Genomic DNA, 23,742 nt, shown 5'->3' with positions numbered 1-23,742 from the left:
ATCAGTGACAATATGCCCGTTGAGCTCGCTGCGTCGGACCCGCCCAGGGAGGACAAGGCCCCCACCCCCTGGTACCGGCGTCCCGCCGTCCTCCCCTGGGCGTGGGCCGCGGGCCTGTGCCTGCTCTACGCGACCGTCGCCGTCCGCCGCCACCAGCTCCTCCGGACCACCGGCTACGACCTGGGCATCTTCGAGCAGGCCGTACGCGCCTACGCGGAACTCCGCGCCCCCGTCGTCCCCTTGCGCGGCCCCGGCTTCAACCTCCTCGGCGATCACTTCCACCCCCTTCTCGCCGCCCTCGCGCCCCTCTACCGCCTCTGGCCCTCGCCTCTCTGCCTGCTCCTCGCCCAGTCCGCCCTGCTCGCCCTCGCCGTCGTCCCCCTGGCGCGCTGGGCCCGGCGGGTGCTCGGTGTGCGCGCCGCGCACGCCGTCGCCGCCGCGTACGGGCTCAGCTGGGGCATCGCCTCGGCCGCGGCCTTCGACTTCCACGAGGTCGCCCTCGCCGTACCGCTCCTCGCCTTCTCCCTCGAAGCGCTCGCCCACCGTCGCTGGCGCGCCGCCGTCGTCTGGGCCGCGCCTCTCCTGCTCGTGAAGGAGGACCTAGGTCTTACGCTCGCCGCCGTCGGGGTCTACGTGGCGGTCAAGGGGCCCCGGAGGCTCGGGATCGCCACCGCCGCCGTCGGGCTGCTCGGGGCGCTCGTCGAGATCAAGTTCCTGCTGCCCGCCTTCAACCCCGGCGGCGACTACGCCCACGGCGGCAACCTGGCCGACGGCCACGGCTCGCTGCTCTCCACCCTGGCCCACGCACCGCTCGACGTCCTGCGCCCCGACGTGAAGGCGCTGACCCTGATCCTGGTCTTCGCCCCGTCCGCGCTGCTCGCGCTGCGCTCGCCGCTCGCGATGATCGCCGTGCCCACGCTCGCGTGGCGGATGGTCTCCGAGAACCCCTTCCACTGGGGCACCGCGTACCACTACAGCGCGATCCTCATGCCCGTCGTCCTCGCCGGCCTGATCGACGTCCTCGCGCGCGAGAAGTCCGCGCGGAACGTGCGTGCCTCGCTGGCCACGGTTCTCGCGGTGACGGTCGTGTTGCTGCCGTCGTTCCCGCTGGCCCAGCTCGTCCAGCGCACCACCTGGCGGACCACGCCCCACATCGAGGCCGCCCGTGCGCTGCTCGCGCGCGTCCCGGACGGCGCGACCGTCGCCGCCTCCAACCGGCTGGCCCCTCAGCTCACCTCGCGCTGCGAGGTCGTCGTCTTTCCCACGTTCCCGGTGGACACCCGCCTCGACCGGCGCGAGACCGGCCCGCTGCCCGCGCCGACGGCCGAGTGGATCGTCTACGACTCCGTACCTCCGGAGGCCTGGCCGCAGAAGAGCGGCCCCTGGCCCTACCCCGCCGAGCAGCAGGAGGCCGAGCTGCGGGCGGCCCGGGAGAAGCACGGGTACGAAGTGGTGGCCGCCCGGAACGGCGTGACCCTCCTGCGCCGCACCGCCTCCTAGCCGCCCCCGCTTGCGCCGCTACCCGCCCACCCGTCACGCGTGCGGGCCCACCGTCACCGGGCCCACCACCAGTTCCGCCCGGCCCTCAAGGATCGTCGCGACGCGGGTGGCCTGGGCCTCCAGGGCCCGCAGACGGGTCGCGCTCGGCGGGTTCAGGGTCTTCAGGTTCTTCAGGGGCTCGACGGTCACCGTGATCCGCTTGCCCGAGCGGCGCTGGTGCCAGACGCCCGCCACCGTGCCGTCGATCAGGAGCACCGGATAGTTGCCGGCCTGGCCGCCGGCCAGCGCGCGGCCGTACGCCTCCCCGGGGAAGAGCGCCTCGCGCGGTTGGGAGGCGATCGTGAAGGCGTCGAAGTAGGGCAGCAGCCGCACCCCGCGGGCCGGCCGCTCGTCCGGGAACTCGGTGTCCCCGGCGACGACCCACCCCGGCGCCCCCTCGAACTCCACCTCCTCGATCCGCCCGGCCCCGGCCAGCGAGGCGAACAGCTCGGTGGCCCAGCCGACCGGAGCCGCGAGCCACTTGGCGAAGTGCCGGGGGACCGCCGGGCCGTACGCGTACAGATACCGCTCCACGAGGTCGCCGAGCGCCGCCGTGCCTTCCGCCCGGCGCACGCCCGGGTTGGTGTACGTGACCTTCCGGCCGCGGTCCCGGCCGAAGCACAGCACTCCGCGGTGGGCCGCCAGGTGGGTGATCTGCCGCCAGCGCGGCCACTTGTCCTGGAAGGCCTCCATGACCCGGTCGCCCGCCCAGGGGCCGGTGCGGGCCACGATCGCGTCGGTCAGTTCGTCCACGGTGAGTTCGGTGTCCGTGAGGGCGTCGGCGATGGCCGCCAGGACCTGCTCGGTCTGTTCCTCCGTCATCCGTACGTCCGGCGGCATCGGGTTCGCCCCGGTCGGGATGGCTGACAGGGCCCCGGTCCACATCGGCAGGTCGGCGGCGGGCAGCAGGTGGACCGTGCCGCGCGGGCCGTGCGTCTTGACCAGCGTGCCGTCCTCCCAGAGCGCCGCCCGTACGTCCGCCCGGGTGCCCTCCGTCATGCGCAGCGCGAGGGACAGCTCGGCGGCGGAGAGGACCTGGGCGTGGGCGCCGAGCATCGCGGCGGCGACCGTCGCGGGCGGGGCGTCCGTGGGTTCGGCCAGGAACTGACGGTGGATCCTGCGGGCGTCGGCGCGTGCCCAGGTCACCTGTGGCGGGGTGGACGTCGTCATGCCCCGACCGTAGACGCGGAATAGGTCAGGGCCTGTCCGCCTTGCCCTACAGGGCGGCGGCCGACGCCGAGGAGCGGGGACGGAAGAGGAGTTGGCTTTGGCCAGAGGGAAGATCGCGTACGGCTGCGGGCTCGACGCGGCGGTCGATGTCGTCGGCGGCAAGTGGAAGCCGCTCATCCTGTGGGCGCTGCACGCGCACGGCACGACCCGTTTCGGAGAGCTCAGGCGGCGGATCGTCGGGGTCAGCGAGAAGGTGCTGATCCAGCAGTTGCGCGAGCTGGAGGCGGACCGCGTCGTCCACCGGGAGGTCTACCCGGAGGTACCGCCACGGGTGGAGTACTCCCTCACCGCACTCGGTCAGGCACTGAACACGGCGCTGCTGCCGCTGGGTGACTGGGGTGAGACCTTCATGGCGGAGATCCTCGCCATCAAGGAGGCCCAGCGCGCGGACGCGGACGCGAACGGTGATCCGGGCGGGGACGCGAACGGGGATACGGACGCGGATGCCGACACGGACGCGGACGGGGGCACGGCCGAGGAGGCCGCCTGACCTGTGGCGGGCGGTGGTCGTCCGTCAACCGGAGGACCATCCGGGAGGGTCCCTCTTGGGAGGTACGGAACACGCCGCCACGCCGGGGCGCAAACCCGCCACGTGGCCGCGGGACCCTTGTCCCGACTGGCCTCCGAGAAAACCGGGAGGGACCGGCCGTGCAGGGTGGCACGCAGCAGCGCTTATGAAGGGTTATGGTGGAAACCCCCCCTCGGGCCGGTCCGTATCCCCCCCACGGACCGGCCCGTTTTCTTTGCCCGGGCCCACCCGGGCCCACCCAGGGCCACGACGGCTCCCCCCGGCCCCGAGCCCACCCCGGCTCCCCCCGGCCCCAGCCCCCCCCGGCCCCAGGCCCACCCGGCTCACGCCGGCACCCCCCTGCCCCAGGCCCACCCGGCTCACGCCGGCACCCCCGGCCCCGCCCGGGGAGAGGGCTCAGCCCCGGCCGGCCCAGATGTTGGTGCCCGCGGTGTCCACGGCGAAGGAGTCGATCTCCTTCAGCTCGTCGTCCGTGAGCGGCGGCGCCGCCAGCGCGGCCACGTTCTCCTCCAGCTGGGCGACGCTGGACGCGCCGATCAGCGCGGAGGTCATCCGCTCGTCGCGCAGCACCCACGACAGCGCCAGCTGCGCCAGCGACTGGCCGCGCTTCTCGGCGATGTCGGCCAGGCCGCGCAGTCGGCGCAGGACCTCGTCGGAGAGCAGGTTCGGGTCGAGGGACTTGCCCTGCGTCGCCCGCGAACCCTCCGGGATGCCCTTCAGGTACTTGTTGGTGAGCAGCCCCTGGGCCAGCGGCACGAAGGCGATGCAGCCCATGCCGGCCGCCTCCAGCGTGTCGAGGAGGGCGTCCTCCTCGGTCCAGCGGTTGATCATCGAGTACGACGGCTGGTGGATGAGCGCGGGGACGCCCATCTCCTTGAGGATCCGCGCGGCCTCGGCGGTCTGCTCGCTGGTGTAGGAGGAGACGCCGACGTACAGCGCCTTGCCCTGCTGGACGGCGGAGGCGAGCGCCCCCATCGTCTCTTCCAGCGGGGTGTGCGGGTCGAAGCGGTGCGAGTAGAAGATGTCGACGTAGTCGAGGCCCATCCGCTTCAGGGAGGCGTCGAGCGAGGACATCAGGTACTTGCGGGAGCCCCACTCGCCGTACGGGCCGGGGTGCATCTCGTAGCCGGCCTTGGTCGAGACGATCAGCTCGTCCCGGTAGGGCGCGAAGTCCTGGGCGAAGATCTTGCCGAAGTTCAGCTCGGCGGAGCCGGGCGGCGGCCCGTAGTTGTTCGCCAGGTCGAAGTGGGTGACGCCGAGGTCGAAGGCGCGGCGCAGGATCGCGCGCTGGGTGTCGAGCGCCTTGTCGTCGCCGAAGTTGTGCCAGAGGCCGAGGGAGACGGCGGGGAGCTTGAGTCCGCTGCGGCCGGTGCGGCGGTACTCCATGTGTTCGTAGCGCTCCGCGGAGGCGGTGTAGATCGGGGAATGAGTCACGTATCTCTGCTTATCACGGACTTGTGACAGTCCCGGGCTGGGAGCCTGTGACCCGTCCGCAGTAGGGTGTCGGCTTCGGGGACCGCCGCGGCATGGAGGGGTTAAGAACAGTGAACCTGCGCGACCTGGTGTACGGGCTCTACGCACGCCGGGTGGAAGGCCGCCTCGACCACGCCCAGGTGCCCAAGCACATCGGCGTCATCCTGGACGGCAACCGGCGCTGGGCCAAGGCCTCCGGTGGGACCCCCGAGCAGGGCCACAAGGCCGGCGCGGACAAGATCCAGGAGCTGCTCGGCTGGTGTGCCGAGACCGACGTCGAGGTCGTGACGCTCTGGATGCTCTCCACGGACAACCTGAACCGGCCCGAGGCGCAGCTGCGCCCGCTGCTCGCCATCATCGAGGACGCGGTGCGCGCGCTGGCCGCGGACGGCCGCTGGCGGGTGCATCACGTGGGCACCCTGGATCTGCTGCCGGCCCGTACGCAGTCCGTGCTGAAGGAGGCCGAGCAGGCCACGCACGACAACGCGGGGATACTCGTGAACGTCGCGGTGGGCTACGGCGGCCGCCAGGAGATCGCGGACGCGGTCCGTTCGCTGCTTCTGGAGCACGCGGAGAAGGGGACGAGCTTCGAGGAGCTCGCCGAGATCGTCGATGTCGAGCACATCTCGGAGCACCTGTACACGCGGGGCCAGCCCGACCCGGATCTGGTGATCAGGACCAGTGGCGAGCAGCGGCTGTCCGGTTTCATGCTGTGGCAGAGCGCGCACTCGGAGTACTACTTCTGTGAGGTCCACTGGCCGGCCTTCCGCAAGGTCGACTTCCTGCGGGCGCTGCGCGACTACGCGGCGCGGCACCGCCGCTACGGATCCTGAACCACCCTCGTCACCCCCGGCACCCTCTTCACCCTGGTCCGTCCGCGGGAGCGATCACCGGACGTTCGACTCTGTTCACGAACACGTCGTCATATGCCATGGCATGGCGGCGCGTGATCGAGGGCATATCCCTTCCAGAGTGAGCGGCACGGAGACCGCCACCCGGGAGGCCCGTTGCACCAGGACGACCGTGCAGGACATGTACGGACGGAGCGGAGGGCCGGAGCTCGGCCCGCGCATCGTGGCCAGAGCCCGGTCCCATCCCGCAGCGACACCGCTTCCGTCGCGCCCCGACCTCTCAGGGGTCGTCAAAGGGGGTCTGTCCTTCCGTGGTGACCAGCACTAAGCGCCGCTTGTCCGACAGGCGCACCTATGTTCTCGACACCAGCGTCCTGCTGGCCGACCCCAACGCCGTGTCACGGTTCGACGAGCACGAGGTCGTGCTCCCGATCGTCGTGGTCACCGAGTTGGAGGCCAAGCGACACCACCCCGAGCTCGGCTACTTCGCCAGGGCGGCCCTGCGCCTCCTGGACGACTTCCGGGTCCGGTACGGGCGTCTGGACGCCCCGCTCCCCATCGGGGACCTGGGCGGCACCCTGCGTGTCGAGCTGAACCATTCGGACCCCGGTGTCCTTCCGGCCGGCTACCGGCTGGGGGACAACGACTCCCGGATCCTGGCCGTCGCGCGCAACCTGCAGGCCGAGGGGTACGACGTCACGGTCGTCTCCAAGGATCTGCCGCTGCGCATCAAGGCGTCCTCGGTGGGCCTGCTCGCCGAGGAGTACCGCGCGGAACTCGCCATCACGGACTCCGGTTGGACAGGAATGTCCGAACTGGCCCTCTCCGCCGACCAGGTGGACCTGCTGTACGACCAGGAGACGCTGTACGTGCCGGAGGCCGCCGAGCTGCCGGTGCACACGGGTCTGGTCCTGCAGTCCGAGCGGGGCAAGGCGCTCGGCCGGATCACGGCCGAGGGCAACGTCCGGCTGGTGCGCGGCGACCGGGAGGCGTTCGGCATCCGTGGCCGCAGCGCCGAGCAGCGGATCGCGCTCGATCTGCTCCTCGACCCGGACGTCGGCATCATCTCGATGGGTGGCCGGGCCGGTACGGGCAAGTCGGCGCTGGCCCTCTGCGCGGGCCTGGAAGCGGTCCTGGAGCGCCGGCAGCACCAGAAGGTGATGGTGTTCCGTCCGCTGTACGCGGTCGGCGGCCAGGAGCTTGGCTATCTGCCGGGCAGCGAGGCCGAGAAGATGAGCCCGTGGGCGCAGGCCGTCTTCGACACGCTGTCGGCCGTGGCGGGCCGCGAGGTCATCGAGGAGGTGCTCGGCCGGGGGATGCTGGAGGTCCTGCCGCTCACGCACATCCGGGGCCGCTCGCTGCACGACGCGTTCGTGATCGTGGACGAGGCGCAGTCGCTGGAGCGGAACGTCCTGCTGACCGTTCTGTCCCGGATCGGGGCGAACTCCCGTGTCGTGCTGACCCACGACGTGGCGCAGCGGGACAACCTGCGGGTCGGCCGGTACGACGGAGTCGTCGCCGTCGTCGAGAAGCTGAAGGGGCATCCGCTCTTCGCGCACGTCACGCTGACGCGTTCGGAGCGTTCGCAGATCGCCGCACTGGTGACCGAAATGCTGGAGGACGGTCAGATCTGAGTCAGTTCAAGCGGATTAGGTGGATCAACCGGTTGGTCCAGTTGATCCGGTTAGCCCGATGAGGGGCTTCCCGTACAGGTACGGGAGTTGGCGCCGCCCGGCAGAGCGCAGGAGCTTAGCCGGGCGGCGTCCTGCTGTCCGGGAAATCCGTCAAAACTTCAGTGACTTACGAGGTGTGAGCTTTCACACGCAACTCGGAATTGCCTTGCGGTGTCGGCGTCCGGCAGAGTCTTGCTTCCGTCAGGCCCCCGCATACGGCACACGTGCACCCTCAGGGGTGCGGCACCACACAACTCAACAGCCGTTCGCCGTATGCCGCCCACAGCACCACGGGCCCGTGTCTTCTGTGACCCAGTACGTCGGAGACCAGCGCCAGGGGCACGATTTCGCCCGCTTGGTCACCTCTGCGAGCGATGCTGGAAGGAAACCGTGTGAGCCGGATCTCGGTCCGGGGATTCGCGGTGGCTTCGGCCACTGCGGTCACCACCGTCGGCGCCGTCGTGGGTGTCGCCTCGGGCGACACCCAGCCCTCGGGCGACAACTTCGAGGCCACTGCGGCCGACACCACGCTGCTCGCGGACATTCCCGCGGGCGAGCAGGCCCAGGTACAGGTCTCCTCGCTGTCGGAGCAGGCCAGCGTCCAGGCAGCCGCGGCAGACTCGGCCGCGAAGAAGTCCGCCGAGGAATCGGCACGTCTTCAGGCCGCCAAGGACGCCGAGGCGAAGAAGAAGGCCGCCGACAAGGCGGAGAAGGAGCGCAAGGAGGCCGCCGAGCGCGCCGAGCGTTCCTCGGTCCGCGACGCGTCGAGCTTCTCCGCGCAGGGCTCCTACTCCATCGCCGAGGTCAAGGCGATCGCCCGGCAGATGATCCCGGCCTCGCAGTTCCAGTGCTTCAGCAACATCGTGGACCACGAGTCCGGCTGGAACTACCGCGCGACCAACCCGTCTTCGGGCGCGTACGGCCTCGTCCAGGCCCTCCCCGGTTCGAAGATGTCGTCGGCCGGTGCCGACTGGCAGACGAACCCGGCCACCCAGATCAAGTGGGGCCTGAACTACATGAACAACCGCTACGACAGCCCCTGTGGCGCGTGGAACTTCTGGCAGGCCAACCGCTGGTACTAGTACCGGCGCCTCAACCTCGCTGAGCCCCTCACCGTCCTACGGTGGGGGGCTTCATGCGTGTAGGTTCGGGCGCACGTGCTCCCCGGGGGAGTGAGCGGGGGAAGAGGGAAGAGGATGTCGAGACTGCCAGGATGGCTGAGCCGGCTGGGCGACGGGCTCAGCCGCATGGGCGAGCGCCGTCGCGCCCGCGCGGAGCGCGCGGACGACCTGGGCGTCGAGCCCGTCACGGGCGCCGAAGCCGCCACCCGCGCCGAACCTGCCACCGGCAACGGCAGCAACGGCAGCACTGGCGGCAACGGCCGACGAACCGGCGACGGCAGCGACGGCAGCGACAGCAGTGACGGCAGTGACGGCACCGGCAACGGGCGGGAGTCACGCCAGGAGTCGCCCGGCGAGACCGGCGGTACGTCCGCCGCCGACGCGGGGACGCCGGCCGGCGAGCGGTGGCCCGGGCGGCGCGCGCCTCGGGGTGGCGTCGCCTCCGTACCCGCGCCGCCGGACTACGCCCCGGCCATAGCCGCCCGCCCCGACCCGGTCGCCGCGATCCCGTGGGGCATGCGGGTCGCCGCCGAGGCCGGCTGGCGGCTGCTCGTGCTCGCGGGCACGGTCTGGGTGCTGATGAAGGTGATCAGCGAGGTGCAGCTGGTCGTCCTCGCGTTCGTCGCCGCGCTCCTCATCACCGCCCTGCTCCAGCCCACCGTCGCCCGGCTGCGCGGGATGGGGCTGCCGCGCGGGGTCGCCACCGCGATCACCGCCGTCGCGGGTTTCGTGATCATGGGCCTGGTCGGCTGGTTCGTGGTCTGGCAGGTCATGGACAACCTCGACAACCTGTCGGACCGGGTCAGGGACGGTATCGAGGAGCTCAAGCGCTGGCTGCTCGACAGCCCGTTCCACGTGACCGAGAAGCAGATCAACGACATCGCCAAGAACCTCAGCGACACCATCGGCGCCAACACCGAGCAGATCACCTCCGCGGGGCTGCAGGGCGTCACCGTCGTCATCGAGGCGATCACCGGGATCCTGCTCGCGATGTTCTGCACCCTCTTCCTGCTCTACGACGGGAAGAAGGTCTGGCACTGGTCGCTCAAGCTGGTGCCCGCGCAGGCCCGCCCCGGCGTGGCGGGCGCGGGGCCGCGGGCCTGGCGGACGCTGACCGCGTATGTGCGGGGCACGGTCCTCGTGGCGTTGATCGACGCGGTCTTCATCGGGCTCGGCCTCTACTTCCTCGACGTGCCGATGGCCGTCCCGCTCGCCGTCTTCATCTTCCTGTTCGCGTTCATCCCGCTGGTCGGCGCCGTCATCTCGGGCGCCCTCGCGTGCGTGGTCGCCCTGGTCACCAACGGGGTGTTCACCGCCCTGATGGTCCTGGTCGTGGTCCTGGCCGTGCAGCAGATCGAGGGGCACGTGCTGCAGCCGTTCATCCTGGGCCGCGCGGTACGGGTGCACCCGCTGGCCGTCGTCCTCGCGGTCGCGGCCGGCGGTCTGACCGCCGGCATCGGCGGCGCGGTGGTCGCGGTGCCGCTGGTCGCCGTGACCAACACCGTGGTCGGCTACCTCCGCGCGTACAGCCACGAACAGGCCCTGCTCAGTACTCCGGAGCCGCGCGGCGCGACCGCGTGGCGGGTGGCGCCCACGCCCGCGCCGGGCTCCAAGGGAAGGGACGAGGAGTGATATCCGAGCCGGAGCTGGTGGGCGGGGAGGAGTTCCCCGCGGCTGAGGTGCCGACCGCCGAGACCGTCGCACCGCCCGAGTGGCCGAACGGCCCGGGCCGCCCCTGGCTGTGGGCGCTCGGCGGCGCGGTGGCCGCCTCGGCGGTGTGGGCCGGCGGGCTCTACGCGTACGAGCGGAGCCAGGACGACGGGCCCGATCTCGCGGGCTACGTCACCGTGGCGGACCTGTGCGAGCGGGCCGAACTGAAGGGGCTCGCCGAGGTCCTGGGGCCGAAGGGCGTGGACGCCGGGGCGGCCTCGGAGAACCACGAGGCGCTGGACACGGCGAACTGCTCGGCGACGATGGGGAATCCGGCGACCGGGCACGGCGTCTCGATCACCTACCGGCTGCACAAGGTGACCGACCCGGGGCCGGAGTTCCTCGCCCGCTACGAAGGGTCCTCGTGGGGGGACTTCCAGCGGGTCGACGGGGTGGGGGAGCGGGCCTTCTTCCTGCTGCACCCGGGCGACGAGGGCGCGGAGATGGCCGTCCTGGACGGCCAGGTGGAGCTGGATATCTCGGTCAGCACGAACACCGTGTGGGACGCCGAAGCCGGCGAGGAGACCACGGACACCGAGGCGGTCGACCTGACGGGCATCGACACCGTCCTCGCGCAGGACCTGACCGCTCTGATGGCGGCGCTGAAGAAGTGACGTGACGGCGGAAGGGCCCCGGGGCTGCTGCCCCGGGGCCCTTCCTGCGCACGGTTCCGCTCGCACGGTTCCGCTCGCACGGTTCCGCTCGCACGGTTCCGCTCGCACGGTCTGCTCGCCCTACTCGGCGAGGAGCGCCTCCGCGTCGAGGGTGACGCCGACCGCCTGGATGACCGAGGCGATCTTGACGGCCTCCTGGATCGTCTCGCGGTCGACACCGGCCTTGCGCAGGACCTGCTCGTGCGAGTCCAGGCACTGGCCGCAGCCGTTGATCGCGGAGACGGCCAGCGACCACAGCTCGAAGTCGACCTTCTCGACGCCCGGGTTGCCGATGACGTTCATCCGCAGACCGGCGCGCATCGTCCCGTACTCGGGGTCCGACAGCAGGTGCCGGGTCCGGTAGAAGACGTTGTTCATCGCCATGATCGCGGCGGCGGACTTGGCCGCCGTGTACGCCTCGGGCTTGAGGTTGGCCTTCGCCTCCGGCTCCAGCTCCGCGAGGACCTTCGGCGAGCGCGAGGCGATCGCGCAGGCGAGGACCGTGCCCCAGAGCTGCTGCTGCGGGAGCTCGCTGTTGCCGATGACCGAACCGAGGTTCAGCTTCAGGTCCTTGGCGAAGTCCGGTATGGCGGACTTGAGTTCGTCGAGAGCCATGTCAGATCACTCGCCCGACAGGAGCGCGGCCGCGTCGAGGGTGTTCTCGCCCTTGTTCCAGTTGCAGGGGCACAGCTCGTCGGTCTGCAGGGCGTCGAGGACCCGCAGGACCTCCTTGGGGTTACGGCCCACGGAGCCGGCGGTCACCATGGTGAACTGGATCTCGTTGTTCGGGTCCACGATGAAGACGGCGCGCTGGGCGAAGCCGTCCTCGCCCTCGACACCGCAGTCGCGCATGAGCTCGTGCTTGGAGTCGGCGAGCATGGGGAAGGGCAGGTCACGCAGGTCGGCGTGGTCCTTGCGCCAGGCGTGGTGGACGAACTCGGAGTCGCCGGAGACGCCGAGGATCTGGGCGTCGCGGTCCGCGAACTCGTCGTTCAGCTTGCCGAAAGCGGCGATCTCGGTCGGGCAGACGAAGGTGAAGTCCTTGGGCCAGAAGAACACCACACGCCACTTGCCCTCGTAGGACTTGTGGTCGATCTGCTCGAACTCCTTGCCGCTCTCCAGCGACACGCAGGCGGTCAGGTCGTAGGTGGGGAACTGGTCACCGACAGTGAGCACGCGCTCTCCTTGCAGGTTGGAAGATCCCTTTTGGGGCTTCCGTGAGGGGTTGGACGGTCGTCATCCTGGCACGGAGTGCATTGATCAGTGAAATAGCTAGACTGGGTCGGGTTGATCGAAGGTGGTTATCAGTGGTGTCGGTGCGGCGTGTGAAGCAGCCCAGCTTGTCCCAGCTCAGAGCGTTCGCGGCGGTCGCGGAGCATCTGCACTTCCGGGACGCGGCGGCGGCGATAGGGATGAGTCAGCCGGCGCTCTCGGGCGCCGTCTCCGCCCTCGAAGAGGCACTGGGTGTCCAGCTCCTTGAGCGTACGACGCGGAAGGTGCTGCTCTCGCCCGCCGGGGAGCGGCTCGCGGCGCGGGCCCGGGCCGTCCTGGACACGGTGTCGGAGCTGATGGAGGAGGCCGAGGCGGCGCAGGCCCCGTTCACCGGGGTGCTGCGGCTCGGCGTGATCCCGACCGTCGCCCCGTACCTGCTGCCGAGCGTCCTCAGCCTGGTCCACGAGCGCTACCCGGAGCTCGACCTCCAGGTCCACGAGGAGCAGACGTCCTCGCTCCTTGAGGGGCTCGCGGCCGGGCGGCTCGACCTGCTGCTGCTCGCCGTGCCGCTCGGGGTGCCGGGGGTCACCGAACTCCCGCTCTTCGACGAGGACTTCGTGCTCGTCACCCCGCAGGGTCATCCGCTGGCCGGGCGGGACGACATTCCGCGCGAGGCCCTCAAGGAGCTCAACCTGCTCCTGCTCGACGAGGGGCACTGCCTCCGCGACCAGGCTCTCGACATCTGCCGGGAGGCCGGGCGCACGGAGGGGGCGCCGGTCACCACGACCGCCGCCGGGCTCGCCACGCTCGTGCAGCTGGTCGCGGGCGGGCTCGGGGTGACCCTGCTGCCGCGTACGGCGGTCAAGGTGGAGACCGCGCGGAACGCGGCCCTGTTCACGGGGTGCTTCAGCGACCCGGCGCCGACCCGGCAGGTCGCTCTCGCGATGCGCACGGGTTCGGCGCGGCAGGCCGAGTTCGAGGAGCTGGCCGGTGCGCTGCGGGGCGCGATGAAGCGGCTGCCGGTACGGGTGGTGGGCGCCGGCCCCGGCCTCGGCGCCTGACCGGCGCCGAGGCCCCCGTACCCGTACCCGTACCCGTACGCCCGCTACTCCGTCCTGAGGCCGTCCGCGCGCATCAGGCGCCACAGGGCCGGGAGGGACAGCAGGGTGACGAGGGCGACCATCGCCGCTCCGACGCCCGCCACCGGCAGGAACACCCACCAGTCCACGACCTGCTTGTCGATCATCCTGAGGAGCACCACACCGAGGCCGAGTCCGCCCGCGACGGCGAGCACCATGCCGAGGCCGATCGGGATCGCCGTCTGCCAGAGGACCGACAGGCTCAGGGTCGTGCGCCGGGTGCCGAAGGCGACCAGCGAGGACAGCAGCCTTCTGCGGTCGCGCAGTTGCTCCAGGGTCGTGACCAGGAGGGAGGCCGCGACCAGCAGCATCGTCGCGGTGGCGCCGACCAGGATGCCGGTGCGGACGCTGGTGTACTGCTCGTCCCGCTCGATGTTCTGCAGCGTGCGGACCCAGGCCAGCGGGGTGATCGCCGCCGCCGTGTTCCGTACGTGCTCAGTGGCGTCCGGGACCGCCGGGTCGATCCGTACGAGCGCGGTCGCCTCCGGCGCGTCCAGCCGGGTCGCGTCGATCGCCGCCGGGGTGGCGAAGATCCCGAACTGGTACTTGCCGACCGGGTCGACGCGCGCCTCGACCGTGCGGGCCGAGGCGGGGACGCGCCAGGTCGGCGGCGCGGTGCGGCTCGTCGCCGGGTCCCTCAGGGCGACGTCGGCGCCGGCCCGGGCGGTCTCCTTGACCCAGGCGTCCTCGGCCGCGCCCAGCTTCCCGTGGGCGAGGGCGACGAAGACGTCGCCGTCGGTGCAGGAGGGCAGGTCGGCCAGCTCCCTGAGCGAGGCGCAGTCGCCGACGACGAGCGGGGTGATCGGGCCGAACTCCTCGCCCTTCCGGAGGGGGCCGGGGCGCCAGGCGTGCGACTCTATGGTGCCGACGACGGCGGTGACGCCCTCGGTCTTCGAGAACTTGTCGATCATCTCGCGGGCCTCGCCGCCGTCCTCGGCGTCGATCGACGACTGGATCTGGGCCCGCGTGGTGTCGATGCCGTTGACGGTCATGAAGTCGTTCTGCATGGAGTGGAACAGCATCTGCAGCGCGATCGCCCCGGCCGCCGCGACGACGATGCCGCTGACCGCCCTGGCGGCCGTACCGCTGCTCAACTGCAGCCGTCGGGTCGCCAGTTGCCAGGCGACGGGGCCGCCACGGAACCGCTTGACGCAGGCCTCCACCAGCCAGGGCAGCAGCGTGGTGAGGCCGACCAGGGCGAGGGTGGCGCCGCTCGCGACCGCGCTGGTGTCGATCGCGGTGTCCGAGAGCGCGATGCCGCCGGCCATCGGCAGGAGCAGCGCGAGCCCGGCGGCGACGAGCAGCAGCCGCCACCACAGCCTGCGGGGGCGGGGCGTGGAGGACCGTACGACCCCGAGCGGTTCGATGGCGACCCCGCGCAGCGCGAAGAGGCTCACCACGACCGCCGCGACCGGGACGACGGTGAGGACGAGGGCGGCGAGCGGCAGCAGCGGTACGACGTCGGACGGGAAGGCGTTGACGTCCCAGACCGTCACCAGACCCACGGCCTGCCGGCCCAGGACGAAGAAGACACCGCCGAGCGCGAGGCCGAGGAGCGCGCTCGCCAGGGACTCGCCGGCGGCGATCCGGCGCACCATGGCGGTGTCCGCGCCGACCAGACGCAGGGCGGCGAGCCGCCGGTCGCGCTGCTCGCCGCCGAAGCGGACGGCGGTCGCGACGAAGACGAGGACCGGCAGGAGGAGGACGACGCAGGCGATGACGACGAGCAGGAGCAGGAAGGCGTTGAGCGGTTCCTCCGGCACCGACCAGCCGTAGGCGCGGCCCCGGCCGTCGTAGGTGTCGGTGGTGAGGGTCGCGCTGCCGGCCACGTACCGCAGCTCGCCGGGGCCGATGAGGCCCGCCTCGCCGATGGTGCCCGCGACCTTGTACGGCAGCCGCTTGTGGAGCAGTTCGCCGGAGGGGGAGTCGAGGAGGGCGCCGAGCGCGGGGGAGACCCACATCTCGCCGGCGGCGGGGATCTTCCGCAGTCCCGGCGGTGCGGGCGCGTCGGGGCCTTCGGGGCGCATGACCAGGCCCGTCACGACGTCGCCCCGGAAGACGGTCTCGGGCTTCGCGTACAGGAAGGAGTCCGCGGTGGGGTTGCGGTTCTCCTGGCTCGCGTCGACGCTGCGCTGCGACTCGCGGACCTCGCGGGCGAAGGACATGTGGGGCACGGCGGAGGCGACGAGCAGCAGGGCCACGCCGAGGCCGATGCCGACGGCGGTCAGGGTCGTCCGGATCCAGCCCCTGCGGCCGCCGGTGACGGCGAACCGGGCGCCGAGGGCCAGGTCGCGCGCCCAGGTGCGGAGCCTCATACCGCCCACTCCGCGTCGCGCACGGAGCCGTCGCGGACGACGATCTCGCGGTCCGAGTAGGCGGCGACCCGGGCCTCGTGGGTGACGAGGACGACGGCGGCGCCGGTGTCCCGGGCCGCGTCCGTGAGCAGGGCCATCACACGCTCGCCGTTGAGGGAGTCGAGGGCGCCGGTCGGTTCGTCGGCGAAGAGCACGCGGGGGGCGGTGACCAGGGAGCGGGCGACGGCCACGCGCTGGCCCTGGCCGCCGGATATCTCGCCGGGCCGCTTGCCGGCGATGTCGCCGACCTCCAGGCGGTCCAGCCACTCCCGGGCGCGGGCCTCGGCGGCCTTGCGGCGCTCGCCGCCGAGCCGGAGCGGCAGGGCGACGTTCTCGGCGCAGGTCAGTTCGGGCACGAGCTGGCCGAACTGGAAGACGAAGCCGAAGTCGGTGCGGCGGAGCGCGCTGCGGGCGCCGTCGGTGAGGGCGGTGAGTTCCCGGCCGTCGTAGGTGATGGTGCCGGCGTCGGGGCGGACGATCCCGGCCAGGCAGTGCAGGAGGGTGGACTTGCCCGAGCCCGAGGGGCCCATGACGGCGACGACCTCGCCGGCCCGGATGGCGAAGTCGGCGCCGGAGAGCGCGGGCGTGGGGCCGTAGGCCTTGGTGAGGCCGCTCGCCCGGAGCAGGGGGGTGGTGGTCATCGGTGGAGCTCCTCGGCGAGCCGGTCGAGCCTGGCGGCGGTCAGTTCCAGCCAGCGCAGGTCGGCTTCGAGGTGGAACAGGGCGTGGTCGCAGATCAGTTGGTCGGCGAGGTCGCCGTCCTTCTTGCGCCGGGTGAGCTCGCGCATCAGCCGCAGGTGTTCGGCGCGCTGCACGTCGAGCACCTGGGCGGCCTCGCGGCCGGTGAGGAGGGCGAGGACGACCTTGGTGTAGAGCGTGGACTGGAGGTACGGTTCCGGCTTCTCGGGCCGGCCGATCCACTGCTCGACGTCGGTGACGCCGGCCTCGGTGATGGCGTACCGCTTCCGCTCGGGGCCGCCGCCGGCCTCGATGCCGTCGACCTCGACCAGGCCGTTCTTCAGCAGCCGGGACATGGTCGAGTAGACCTGCCCGTAGTGCAGGGGCCGGTCGTGGCCGAACTTCTCGTCGAAGGCGCGCTTGAGGTCGTAGCCGTGGCGCGGGCCGGACTCCAGGAGTCCGAGGAGCGTGTGACCTATGGACATGGCGCCACTCTACACGCGGTGTATACGCACGATGTATAGCTGTCGCTCCGCCGCCGGTATCAGCCCCGAAGGAGTGGATGTGACCGGCGCCGCACAACCATCCGGGCCCCATACGCGTCGGTTCCACCGGGACAGGTGCTGATTGTCACGTCCGGAAAGACCGGATCGATCGCCCTTTGTCAGCATCGGCGGTGTTAGCTTGCTGAGCTGATTCGGATGCGGGACACGCCCCGACACCACGACGAGCGGAGCGACGGAGGACATGGGCCGAGCGGACAAGAGCCAGGGGAAGAAGGGCGGGCGGATACGCCGCCTGTTCACCTGGAAGAAGATCCTGGGCACGTTCTTCGTCGGCTGCCTGCTCCTGATGGGCGCCTTCTACGCGATCTACCTGATGGTCCCGGTGCCGCAGGCCAACGCCCAGGCGACGATGCAGAGCAACGTCTACAAGTACGCCGACGGCAAGATCCTCGCCCGCACCGGTGAGATCAACCGCGAGATCGTCGGCCTGGACAAGATCCCGCTCGAGGTCCAGCACGCCTTCGTCGCCGCCGAGAACAAGACCTTCTACAAGGACAACGGCATCGACATCAAGGGCACCCTGCGCGGTGCCGTGAACACGGTGACCGGCAAGGGCAAGCAGGGTGGTTCGACCATCACCCAGCAGTACGTGAAGAACTACTACCTGGACCAGGACCAGACGGTCACCCGCAAGCTCCGCGAGATGGTCATCGCGCTCAAGGTCGACCAGCAGCTGGAGAAGCCCGAGATCCTCGCCGGGTACATGAACACCAGCTACTACGGCCGCAGCGCGTACGGCATCCAGGCCGCCGCGCAGTCGTACTACGGCGTCGACGCGGGCAAGCTGAACATCGCCCAGGGCGCGTACCTCGCCTCCCTGCTCCAGGCCCCCAACCAGTACGACTGGACCGCCGCCACCCCGACCGGCAAGAAGCTCGTCGAGGACCGCTGGAACTACACCCTCGACAACATGGTCGAGGAGGGCTGGCTCGACGCGACGAAGCGGGCCGGGCTGAAGTTCCCCGCCCCGCAGAAGGCCAAGCCCGCCCCCGGCATGGAGGGCCAGCGCGGCTACCTCGTGGAGGCCGCCAACCAGGAGCTGGTGCGGCAGGGCATCCCCGAGGAGGACATCAAGGCCGGCGGCTGGACGATCACCCTCAACATCGACGAGCAGAAGCAGAAGGCCCTGGTCAAGGCGGTCGAGCGGCAGCTGGAGGAGAAGCTCGACCGCAAGGGCGACAAGAAGGACGCCACCGTCCAGGCTGGCGCCACCTCCGTCGACCCGAAGACCGGCAAGGTCGTCGCGATGTACGGCGGCATCGGCGCCACCGAGCACTGGACGTCGAACGCCACCCGCCGCGACTACCAGCCCGCCTCCACCTTCAAGCCGCTCGTCCTCGCCTCTGCCCTGGACAACAAGGCCGAGACGCAGGACGGCCGCAGGATCGGCCTCGGCACGATCTACGACGGCACCAGCAAGCGCAAGGTCGTCGGCAGCAGCATCCCGTTCAGCCCGGAGAACGAGGACAACCGCAGCTACGGCCCTGTCACCGTCCAGAAGGCCACCAACAGCTCGATCAACTCCGTGTACGCGCAGATGATCGTGGACGTCGGCGCGGGCAACACCAAGAAGACCGCCCTCGATCTCGGCATGAAGGACGGCGCCGACTTCGGCGAGACCCCCGCGATGTCGCTCGGCACCATGGGCGCCTCAACCTGGGACATGGCCGGCGTCTACGCCTCGCTCGCCAACCACGGTGTGAAGGTCACCCCGACCATCGTGAAGTCCGCCGAGCACAAGGACCGCAAGGCCGACCCGGTGAAGTCGACGGGTGAGCAGGTCATCAGCCGCGAGGCCGCCGACACCGTCACCAAGGCGATGACCGGTGTCGTCCGCAACGGCTCCGGCATGCGGGCCGCGGGCGACTACCAGGCGGCGGGCAAGACCGGCACCTCGGAGAACAACCGCTCCGCCTGGTTCGTCGGCTACACCCCCGAGCTGGTCACCGCCGTCGGCCTGTTCGGCGAGGACGTCAAGGGCAACCAGGTCACCCTGACCGACACGATCAACCCGGGCCGCGCCAACGGTGGCCGGACCCCGGCCCAGATCTGGGGCGACTACACCACCGCCGCGCTCGGCGGCGGCTCCGACGCCCGCTTCGACCTGGAGACCGACGGCAGCTCCGGGGACTCCGTGGTGCCCGACCCGACCTCGACGCCGACGGGCGAGACGCCGACGTCGACCCCGCCGCCCACCAGCGGCACCACGGACCCGACAGCCCCGCCCACGTCGACTGCGACCACGCCGCCGCAGCCGACGGACACGATCACCGTGCCGCCGCCGCCCACCGCGACCACCGACCCGGTGCCGCCCACGACCGAGCCGCCGACCGGTGGCGGAGACGCCGACGGCGGCGAAGCCAACAGCGACGGACGCCCGCCGCGATGACACGCCCGCCGCGATGACCGGACGAAGGCCGGACCCGAGAAGGGTCCGGCCTTCGCCGTTCGCCCGGGCAGCCGGAGGGTCTCAGCCGCCGTCGACCTGCTTGGCGATCCGGTCGCCGAGCTCCTGGTCGACCGACCGCCAGTACGCCAGGGCCCGCTCCAGGACGGGCGCGCTGACACCGTCCCGCAGATGCCCGGCGACGTTCGACACCAGGCGCTCACGGGCCGCGTCGTCCAGGACCCGGCGGACCATCGTGCCCGCCTGCCCGAAGTCGTCGTCCTCGCTGTGCGGGGCGTACGCCTCGCGGACCATCTCGCCGGCCGCCGCCCAGCCCGCGGGGTCGCCGAAGGAGCGCACATCGGCCTCGGGGCCGCCGTAGGAGTTCGGCGCGTACGGCCGGGCGGTCGCGGCCGGCTCGTAGCGCATCGGGCCGTCCTTCGCGTACGAGGCGAGCGGTGAACGCGGCCGGTTCGGCGGCAGCTGCGCGTAGTTCGGGCCGATCCGGTACCGGTGGGTGTCCGGGTAGGAGAAGAGCCGGCCGAGGAGCATCTTGTCCGGGGACGGGCCGATGCCCGGCACCAGGTTGGAGGGCTCGAAGGCGGCCTGCTCGATGTGGATGAAGTAGTCCTCCGGGTTCTGGTTCAAGGTCATCCGGCCGACCTCGATCAGCGGGTAGTCGCCGTGCGGCCACACCTTGGTCAGGTCGAACGGGTTGAAGCGGTAGCCGGGGGCGTCCTCGAACGGCATGATCTGGACGTTCATCGTCCAGCTCGGGGCGTCGCCGGAGTCGATCGCCTCGTACAGGTCGCGGCGGTGGGCGTCCGGGTCCTGGCCCGCCAGCGCGTCGGCCTCGGACTGGGTGAGGAACTCGATGCCCTGGTCCGTCTTCAGGTGGTACTTCACCCAGAAGCGTTCGCCGCCGCCGTTGACCCAGAGATACGTGTGGGAGCTGTAGCCGTTCATGTGGCGGTAGTCCCGGGGGATGCCCCGGTCGCCCATCAGCCAGGTCACCATGTGCGCGGACTCGGGGGACAGCGTCCAGAAGTCCCACTGCATGTCGTGGTCGCGCAGCCCGTTGTCCGAGCGGCGCTTCTGCGAGCGGATGAAGTCCTGGAACTTCTGCGGGTCACGGACGAAGAAGATCGGGGTGTTGTTGCCGACCAGGTCGTAATTGCCGTGCTCCGTGTAGAACTTCAGGGCGAAGCCGCGTGGGTCGCGCCAGCTGTCGGGGGAGCCCTGCTCGCCCGCGACGGTCGAGAAGCGGGCCAGCATCTCGCAGCGCGCGCCCGGCTGGAAGAGCAGCGCCCTTGTGAACTGGCTGACGTCGTTGGTGACTTCGAAGATTCCGTACGCGCCGGCGCCCTTGGCGTGCACCACGCGCTCGGGGACCCGCTCCCGGTTGAACTGGGCCATCTTCTCGATGAGGTAGTGGTCCTGGAGCAGGATCGGGCCGTCGGGGCCGATGGTGAGCGAGTGCTCGTCGCTCTCCACCGGAATGCCGGCGTTGTTCGTCGTGTGGGTCACGAGCGTCCTCCCGTCGGTGAGGAGCTGGGTGGGGTCGCTTCGTCCACTACCGAAGTCAACTCCGCCGACGGGAGAGAAGCAACATTTGTCCGGAATTGGACGTGGTCGCGACTAGGGCCTGCCGGGCGACACGCGTGTCAGGCGTGTCAGGTACGAGTCGCCAGCTCGAACCAGACGACCTTGCCGCCCGAGAGCCGTGTCGCGCCCCACCGCCGCGCGAGCCGGTTCACCAGGAAGAGACCGCGACCGCCCTCGTCGGTGTCCCGCGCCCGCCGCTGCCGGGGCAGCTGCGGCGAGTCGTCGCCGACCTCGCAGCGCAGCACGTCGGTCTTGAGCAGCCGCAGGGTCACCGGCCGCTCCGCGTACCGCACGGCGTTCGTGACCACCTCGCTGATCAGCAGCTCGACGGAGTCCGAGAGGTCCTCCAGGTCCCAGCGGGCCAGCGCCCGCCGGGCGAGCCGCCGGGCCCGGCCCGGCGCCGCGTCCTCCGGTTCCAGGAACCAGTACGCCACGTCACTGGGCGCGATCCCGTCGAAACGGGCCGCGAGCAGCGCGATGTCGTCGTCCCGGTCACCCGGGCCGAGCATGTCGAGGACGTCGTCGCAGAGCGCCTCCAGGGGCGGCGAGTGGTCCGGGCCCGTCAGCTGGGCGGTGGCCGCCAGGCGCTCCCGCAGCTGCTCTATCCCGGTCCACACGTCCCGCAGCCGGGACTCGACCAGACCGTCCGTGTAGAGCAGCAGCGTGGCGCCCGCCGGGGCGTCCAGCTCGACCGCCTCGAAGTCGACCCCGCCGACGCCGATCGGCGCGCCGGGCGGGACCCGCAGGACCTCCGCCCGGCCGCCGAGGTGGAGCAGTATCGGCGGCGGGTGGCCCGCGTTGGCGATGGTGATCCGGTGCGAGACCGGGTCGTACACCGCGTACATGCAGGTCGCCATCCGGTCCTGGCCGAGCCGCTGGGCCTGCTCGTCCAGGTGGTGCAGGACCTCCTGCGGCGGCAGGTCGAGACCCGCCAGGGTCTGCGCCGTGGTCCGCAGCTGGCCCATGATCGCGGCGGAGGTCATGGAGTGGCCCATGACGTCGCCGACGACCAGCGCCACGCGGCTGCCGGGCAGCGGGATCGCGTCGTACCAGTCGCCGCCGACCCGGGCCGTCTCGGCGGCCGGGAGGTAGCGGGAGGCCAGCCGGACGCCGGTCGGCTGCGGCAGCGAGTCCGGCAGCATCGTGCGCTGCAGCTCGTCGGCGATGTACGCCTCCCGGCCGTACAGGACGGCCTTGTCGATGCCGAGCGCCGTGTGCGTGGCGAGCTGGGCCGCGACGAGCAGGTCGTTCGGCTCGAAGGCGGGCCGTTCGGGGCGGCGCAGGAAGACGGCCGCGCCGATGACCCGGCGCCGCCCCCGCAGCGGGGCCAGGATCGCCCGGTGGCCGCGGGGCAGTCCGTGCTCGGGGCCGAGCAGCTCCGGCAGCGCGGCGCGGGCGGCGGCGGAGTCGCCGAAGACCGGCCGGACACCGCGCAGCACCTCGGCGAGGGCCCCGCCGGAACGCACCTCGCAGAGTTCGGCCGCGGGGGTCGGGTCCGGGTCGGGGACGAGCGCCAGCTCCTCGCCGTCCACCTCCGTTAACCGCAGCCGGTCCGTGCGGCGCAGTCGCAGCACGAAGGGGGCGACGGGCCGCTCGTCGCCGACCGGGAGCGGGTCGCGGAGGTAGACCAGGATCGCGTCGGAGAACGTGGGCACGGTCGCCCGGCACAGGCCGAGGACGATCTCGTCGAGGTCGATGCCGCGCGCGATCCGCCGCGTCGCGGCGCCGACGAACCGCAGCCGGTCGCCCTCGCGGCGCGCGGCGGCGACGTCCGGCGCGAGCGGGGTGCTCGCCGCGCCGGCGGAGGCGGTGACGGCCATGGCGGCCGCCGGAGCACCGGGCTGTGCGGCCGGCTGGCCGGTCGCGCCGCCGCCTGCCGGGGCCGGCGGGTGCGCGGCGGCCTGCCCGGGCGCGGGACGGCCACCGCCGTCGGGCGCGCCGGGCTGGGCCGGTACCGGTGCCTCGGCCGCCTGCTGCCGGGGGCGGGTGCGCTCATGCGGCCGGGCAGCCAGCGGCTGCCGGCCTTCGTGGGAGGTGGGATGCTCCGTCACGCGTGGGGTTCCGTCCGTCCGGGCCGGTGGTGCGATGCACTCGCTCTTCTCGCCGATGCCGCGCCTTCACGGGGGATAAACCCCTGGCGCGCGGTGGATGTGAATGCCCCGCGAGCAGCGGCTACGACAGGGGTCGGCACACCCGGGCAGACGTCCGGCACTGCTCTCCCCCTCAGAATGACTTACGGTCAGGTCCTGCGCTGTGCTCTGTGGTTGACGCCTCGTCCGGTGGATCACCGCCTTGCGGAGGACGATCCTACGGTTGCACCCCGGGGGCGCATCAAGGGTCTCACGGAGCCGTGTGCGCCGGAGTGCGATCCCAGTCGGCGGGCAGCTCGGGCACGGTCCACGTCGGATCGGGCCGCCAGTTCTCCCAGCCGTCGCGGAAGGGGGCGCCCCAGGCCCGGAGGGTCGCGACGGCCGCGTCGCCCGCCGCGCGTACCCGCGCGGCCTGCGCCGCGTCCATCAGGCCGTCGCGCTGGGCCTGCGCGAACTCGTCCTCGTCCCGCCACAGCCAACTGCGGTCGGGGTTGACGGAGATGTCGAGGAAGTGGTCCTCGGAGTCGACGCCGCCGGACCACCGGGTGCGCGGCTCCTCCAGGTTGACGTACCAGCTGCGGAACTGCCAGCCGCGCTCCCAGAACAGCCAGACCGACCAGGGCTCGCCGGGCCGGGCGAGCTTCAGGACGCCCTCGCCCGCCCAGTGGGCGCGGGCCGTCGTGCGCGGGGCGGTGTAGCGGGTGGCGAGCGGCTCCTGGTGCACGGGCCTGCCGTCGGCGAGCACCGGTTTGACGCACTCGGTGCCCGGCGCCATCCAGACGGCCAGCAGCTCGGGGGTGTCGCGCACGACGGTCACCGGCCGGCAGATGTGCACGTCGCCGGAGCCGTTGTCGCGGTAGCGCCAGAGGATGTGATCCCCCGGCGCCCAGTGCTGTGAACCACCCGATCCTGTCATGCGCAGATATTAGGGGGG

General features: G+C 71.6%; 19 protein-coding genes. 9 read left to right on the top strand and 10 right to left on the bottom strand.

Annotated elements, in window-relative coordinates; genetic code table 11:
- Positions 1-12: 12 nt before the first annotated feature.
- A complete protein-coding gene (locus ACF09C_RS24040) occupies positions 13-1,500 on the top strand; it encodes a DUF2079 domain-containing protein (protein ID WP_392094114.1) in 1,488 nt (495 codons plus the stop codon).
- 33 nt (positions 1,501-1,533) lie between these two features.
- On the opposite strand, the gene ACF09C_RS24035 is transcribed toward ACF09C_RS24040, so the two are convergent.
- Positions 1,534-2,709 carry a winged helix DNA-binding domain-containing protein gene (locus ACF09C_RS24035; protein ID WP_392094113.1) on the bottom strand — a complete coding sequence of 392 codons (1,176 nt, stop codon included), beginning with the start codon at positions 2,707-2,709 and terminating at the stop codon, positions 1,534-1,536.
- A gap of 97 nt (positions 2,710-2,806) precedes the next feature.
- On the opposite strand from ACF09C_RS24035, the gene ACF09C_RS24030 reads away from it, so the two are divergent.
- On the top strand, positions 2,807-3,259 hold the full coding sequence (locus tag ACF09C_RS24030; RefSeq protein WP_392094112.1) for a winged helix-turn-helix transcriptional regulator: 453 nt from the start codon (positions 2,807-2,809) through the stop codon (positions 3,257-3,259).
- Between the two features lie 435 nt (positions 3,260-3,694).
- Here ACF09C_RS24030 and mgrA read toward each other — a convergent pair whose 3' ends face one another.
- A complete protein-coding gene (gene mgrA / locus ACF09C_RS24025; RefSeq protein WP_392094111.1) occupies positions 3,695-4,732 on the bottom strand; it encodes an L-glyceraldehyde 3-phosphate reductase in 1,038 nt (345 codons plus the stop codon).
- A 110-nt stretch (positions 4,733-4,842) separates the two neighbouring features.
- On the opposite strand from mgrA, the gene ACF09C_RS24020 reads away from it, so the two are divergent.
- The 5 genes from ACF09C_RS24020 to ACF09C_RS24000 all read left to right on the top strand — a co-directional run bounded on the left by ACF09C_RS24020 (position 4,843) and on the right by ACF09C_RS24000 (position 10,740).
- Positions 4,843-5,604, top strand: a complete 762-nt coding sequence (locus ACF09C_RS24020) for an isoprenyl transferase (RefSeq protein WP_392094109.1) — start codon at positions 4,843-4,845, stop codon at positions 5,602-5,604.
- A gap of 329 nt (positions 5,605-5,933) precedes the next feature.
- Positions 5,934-7,256 carry a PhoH family protein gene (locus ACF09C_RS24015; RefSeq protein ID WP_362428619.1) on the top strand — a complete coding sequence of 441 codons (1,323 nt, stop codon included), beginning with the start codon at positions 5,934-5,936 and terminating at the stop codon, positions 7,254-7,256.
- A 431-nt stretch (positions 7,257-7,687) separates the two neighbouring features.
- The gene (locus ACF09C_RS24010) at positions 7,688-8,377 is read left to right on the top strand and encodes a transglycosylase SLT domain-containing protein (protein WP_362428616.1); all 690 of its coding nucleotides are present in this window, start codon (positions 7,688-7,690) and stop codon (positions 8,375-8,377) included.
- Between the two features lie 114 nt (positions 8,378-8,491).
- A complete protein-coding gene (locus ACF09C_RS24005; RefSeq protein ID WP_392094107.1) occupies positions 8,492-10,048 on the top strand; it encodes an AI-2E family transporter in 1,557 nt (518 codons plus the stop codon).
- Complete coding sequence (locus ACF09C_RS24000; RefSeq protein WP_392094106.1) at positions 10,045-10,740, top strand: hypothetical protein; 696 nt, start codon at positions 10,045-10,047, stop codon at positions 10,738-10,740. Before ACF09C_RS24005 ends, ACF09C_RS24000 begins: the two co-directional genes overlap by 4 nt.
- Positions 10,741-10,860: 120 nt before the next feature.
- Here ACF09C_RS24000 and ACF09C_RS23995 read toward each other — a convergent pair whose 3' ends face one another.
- Both ACF09C_RS23995 and ACF09C_RS23990 read right to left on the bottom strand, forming a co-directional pair.
- Positions 10,861-11,394 carry an alkyl hydroperoxide reductase gene (locus tag ACF09C_RS23995; RefSeq protein WP_147980985.1) on the bottom strand — a complete coding sequence of 178 codons (534 nt, stop codon included), beginning with the start codon at positions 11,392-11,394 and terminating at the stop codon, positions 10,861-10,863.
- 6 nt (positions 11,395-11,400) lie between these two features.
- Positions 11,401-11,955 carry a peroxiredoxin gene (locus ACF09C_RS23990; protein ID WP_137993611.1) on the bottom strand — a complete coding sequence of 185 codons (555 nt, stop codon included), beginning with the start codon at positions 11,953-11,955 and terminating at the stop codon, positions 11,401-11,403.
- 131 nt (positions 11,956-12,086) lie between these two features.
- Between ACF09C_RS23990 and ACF09C_RS23985 the strand changes: the two genes are divergently transcribed.
- Positions 12,087-13,052 (top strand): LysR substrate-binding domain-containing protein, encoded by a 966-nt coding sequence (locus ACF09C_RS23985; protein ID WP_392094104.1) that lies wholly within the window; start codon positions 12,087-12,089, stop codon positions 13,050-13,052.
- 44 nt (positions 13,053-13,096) lie between these two features.
- Here the strand turns inward: ACF09C_RS23985 and ACF09C_RS23980 are convergent, their stop codons facing one another.
- Genes ACF09C_RS23980 through ACF09C_RS23970 form a run of 3 tightly spaced genes read right to left on the bottom strand, consistent with a single transcriptional unit; the run spans position 13,097 to position 16,646 of the window.
- Positions 13,097-15,445 carry an FtsX-like permease family protein gene (locus tag ACF09C_RS23980; protein WP_392094102.1) on the bottom strand — a complete coding sequence of 783 codons (2,349 nt, stop codon included), beginning with the start codon at positions 15,443-15,445 and terminating at the stop codon, positions 13,097-13,099.
- The gene (locus tag ACF09C_RS23975) at positions 15,442-16,125 is read right to left on the bottom strand and encodes an ABC transporter ATP-binding protein (protein ID WP_362428599.1); all 684 of its coding nucleotides are present in this window, start codon (positions 16,123-16,125) and stop codon (positions 15,442-15,444) included. Before ACF09C_RS23975 ends, ACF09C_RS23980 begins: the two co-directional genes overlap by 4 nt.
- Positions 16,122-16,646: a PadR family transcriptional regulator gene (locus ACF09C_RS23970; protein ID WP_362014608.1), complete on the bottom strand. Its 525-nt coding sequence runs from the start codon at positions 16,644-16,646 to the stop codon at positions 16,122-16,124. Before ACF09C_RS23970 ends, ACF09C_RS23975 begins: the two co-directional genes overlap by 4 nt.
- A 262-nt stretch (positions 16,647-16,908) precedes the next feature.
- Between ACF09C_RS23970 and ACF09C_RS23965 the strand changes: the two genes are divergently transcribed.
- The gene (locus tag ACF09C_RS23965; RefSeq protein WP_392094100.1) at positions 16,909-19,116 is read left to right on the top strand and encodes a transglycosylase domain-containing protein; all 2,208 of its coding nucleotides are present in this window, start codon (positions 16,909-16,911) and stop codon (positions 19,114-19,116) included.
- Positions 19,117-19,197: 81 nt separating this feature from the next.
- On the opposite strand, the gene ACF09C_RS23960 is transcribed toward ACF09C_RS23965, so the two are convergent.
- The 3 genes from ACF09C_RS23960 to ACF09C_RS23950 form a co-directional block, all read right to left on the bottom strand.
- Positions 19,198-20,640 (bottom strand): catalase, encoded by a 1,443-nt coding sequence (locus ACF09C_RS23960; protein WP_392094098.1) that lies wholly within the window; start codon positions 20,638-20,640, stop codon positions 19,198-19,200.
- A 146-nt stretch (positions 20,641-20,786) separates the two neighbouring features.
- Positions 20,787-22,769, bottom strand: a complete 1,983-nt coding sequence (locus ACF09C_RS23955; RefSeq protein ID WP_392094096.1) for a SpoIIE family protein phosphatase — start codon at positions 22,767-22,769, stop codon at positions 20,787-20,789.
- 289 nt (positions 22,770-23,058) lie between these two features.
- The gene (locus ACF09C_RS23950) at positions 23,059-23,724 is read right to left on the bottom strand and encodes a DUF402 domain-containing protein (RefSeq protein ID WP_392094094.1); all 666 of its coding nucleotides are present in this window, start codon (positions 23,722-23,724) and stop codon (positions 23,059-23,061) included.
- Between the last annotated feature and the right edge of the window lie 18 nt (positions 23,725-23,742).

It is taken from the genome of Streptomyces sp. NPDC014870 (assembly GCF_043081505.1).
Classification (GTDB): Bacteria; Actinomycetota; Actinomycetes; order Streptomycetales; family Streptomycetaceae; genus Streptomyces.
Note: the sequence above shows the minus strand (reverse complement) of the source record. Positions and strands in the feature narration are given on the sequence as shown.

Bases quoted from the DNA above. Each gene is read 5' to 3' on its own strand.
- ACF09C_RS23970 (WP_362014608.1), bottom strand. From the start codon at position 16,646: ATGTCCATAGGTCACACGCTCCTCGGACTCCTGGAGTCCGGCCCGCGC.
- ACF09C_RS23965 (WP_392094100.1), top strand. From the start codon at position 16,909: ATGGGCCGAGCGGACAAGAGCCAGGGGAAGAAGGGCGGGCGGATACGC.
- ACF09C_RS23975 (WP_362428599.1), bottom strand. From the start codon at position 16,125: ATGACCACCACCCCCCTGCTCCGGGCGAGCGGCCTCACCAAGGCCTAC.
- ACF09C_RS23980 (WP_392094102.1), bottom strand. From the start codon at position 15,445: ATGAGGCTCCGCACCTGGGCGCGCGACCTGGCCCTCGGCGCCCGGTTC.
- ACF09C_RS24040 (WP_392094114.1), top strand. From the start codon at position 13: ATGCCCGTTGAGCTCGCTGCGTCGGACCCGCCCAGGGAGGACAAGGCC.
- ACF09C_RS24035 (WP_392094113.1), bottom strand. From the start codon at position 2,709: ATGACGACGTCCACCCCGCCACAGGTGACCTGGGCACGCGCCGACGCC.
- ACF09C_RS24005 (WP_392094107.1), top strand. From the start codon at position 8,492: ATGTCGAGACTGCCAGGATGGCTGAGCCGGCTGGGCGACGGGCTCAGC.
- ACF09C_RS23995 (WP_147980985.1), bottom strand. From the start codon at position 11,394: ATGGCTCTCGACGAACTCAAGTCCGCCATACCGGACTTCGCCAAGGAC.
- ACF09C_RS23950 (WP_392094094.1), bottom strand. From the start codon at position 23,724: ATGACAGGATCGGGTGGTTCACAGCACTGGGCGCCGGGGGATCACATC.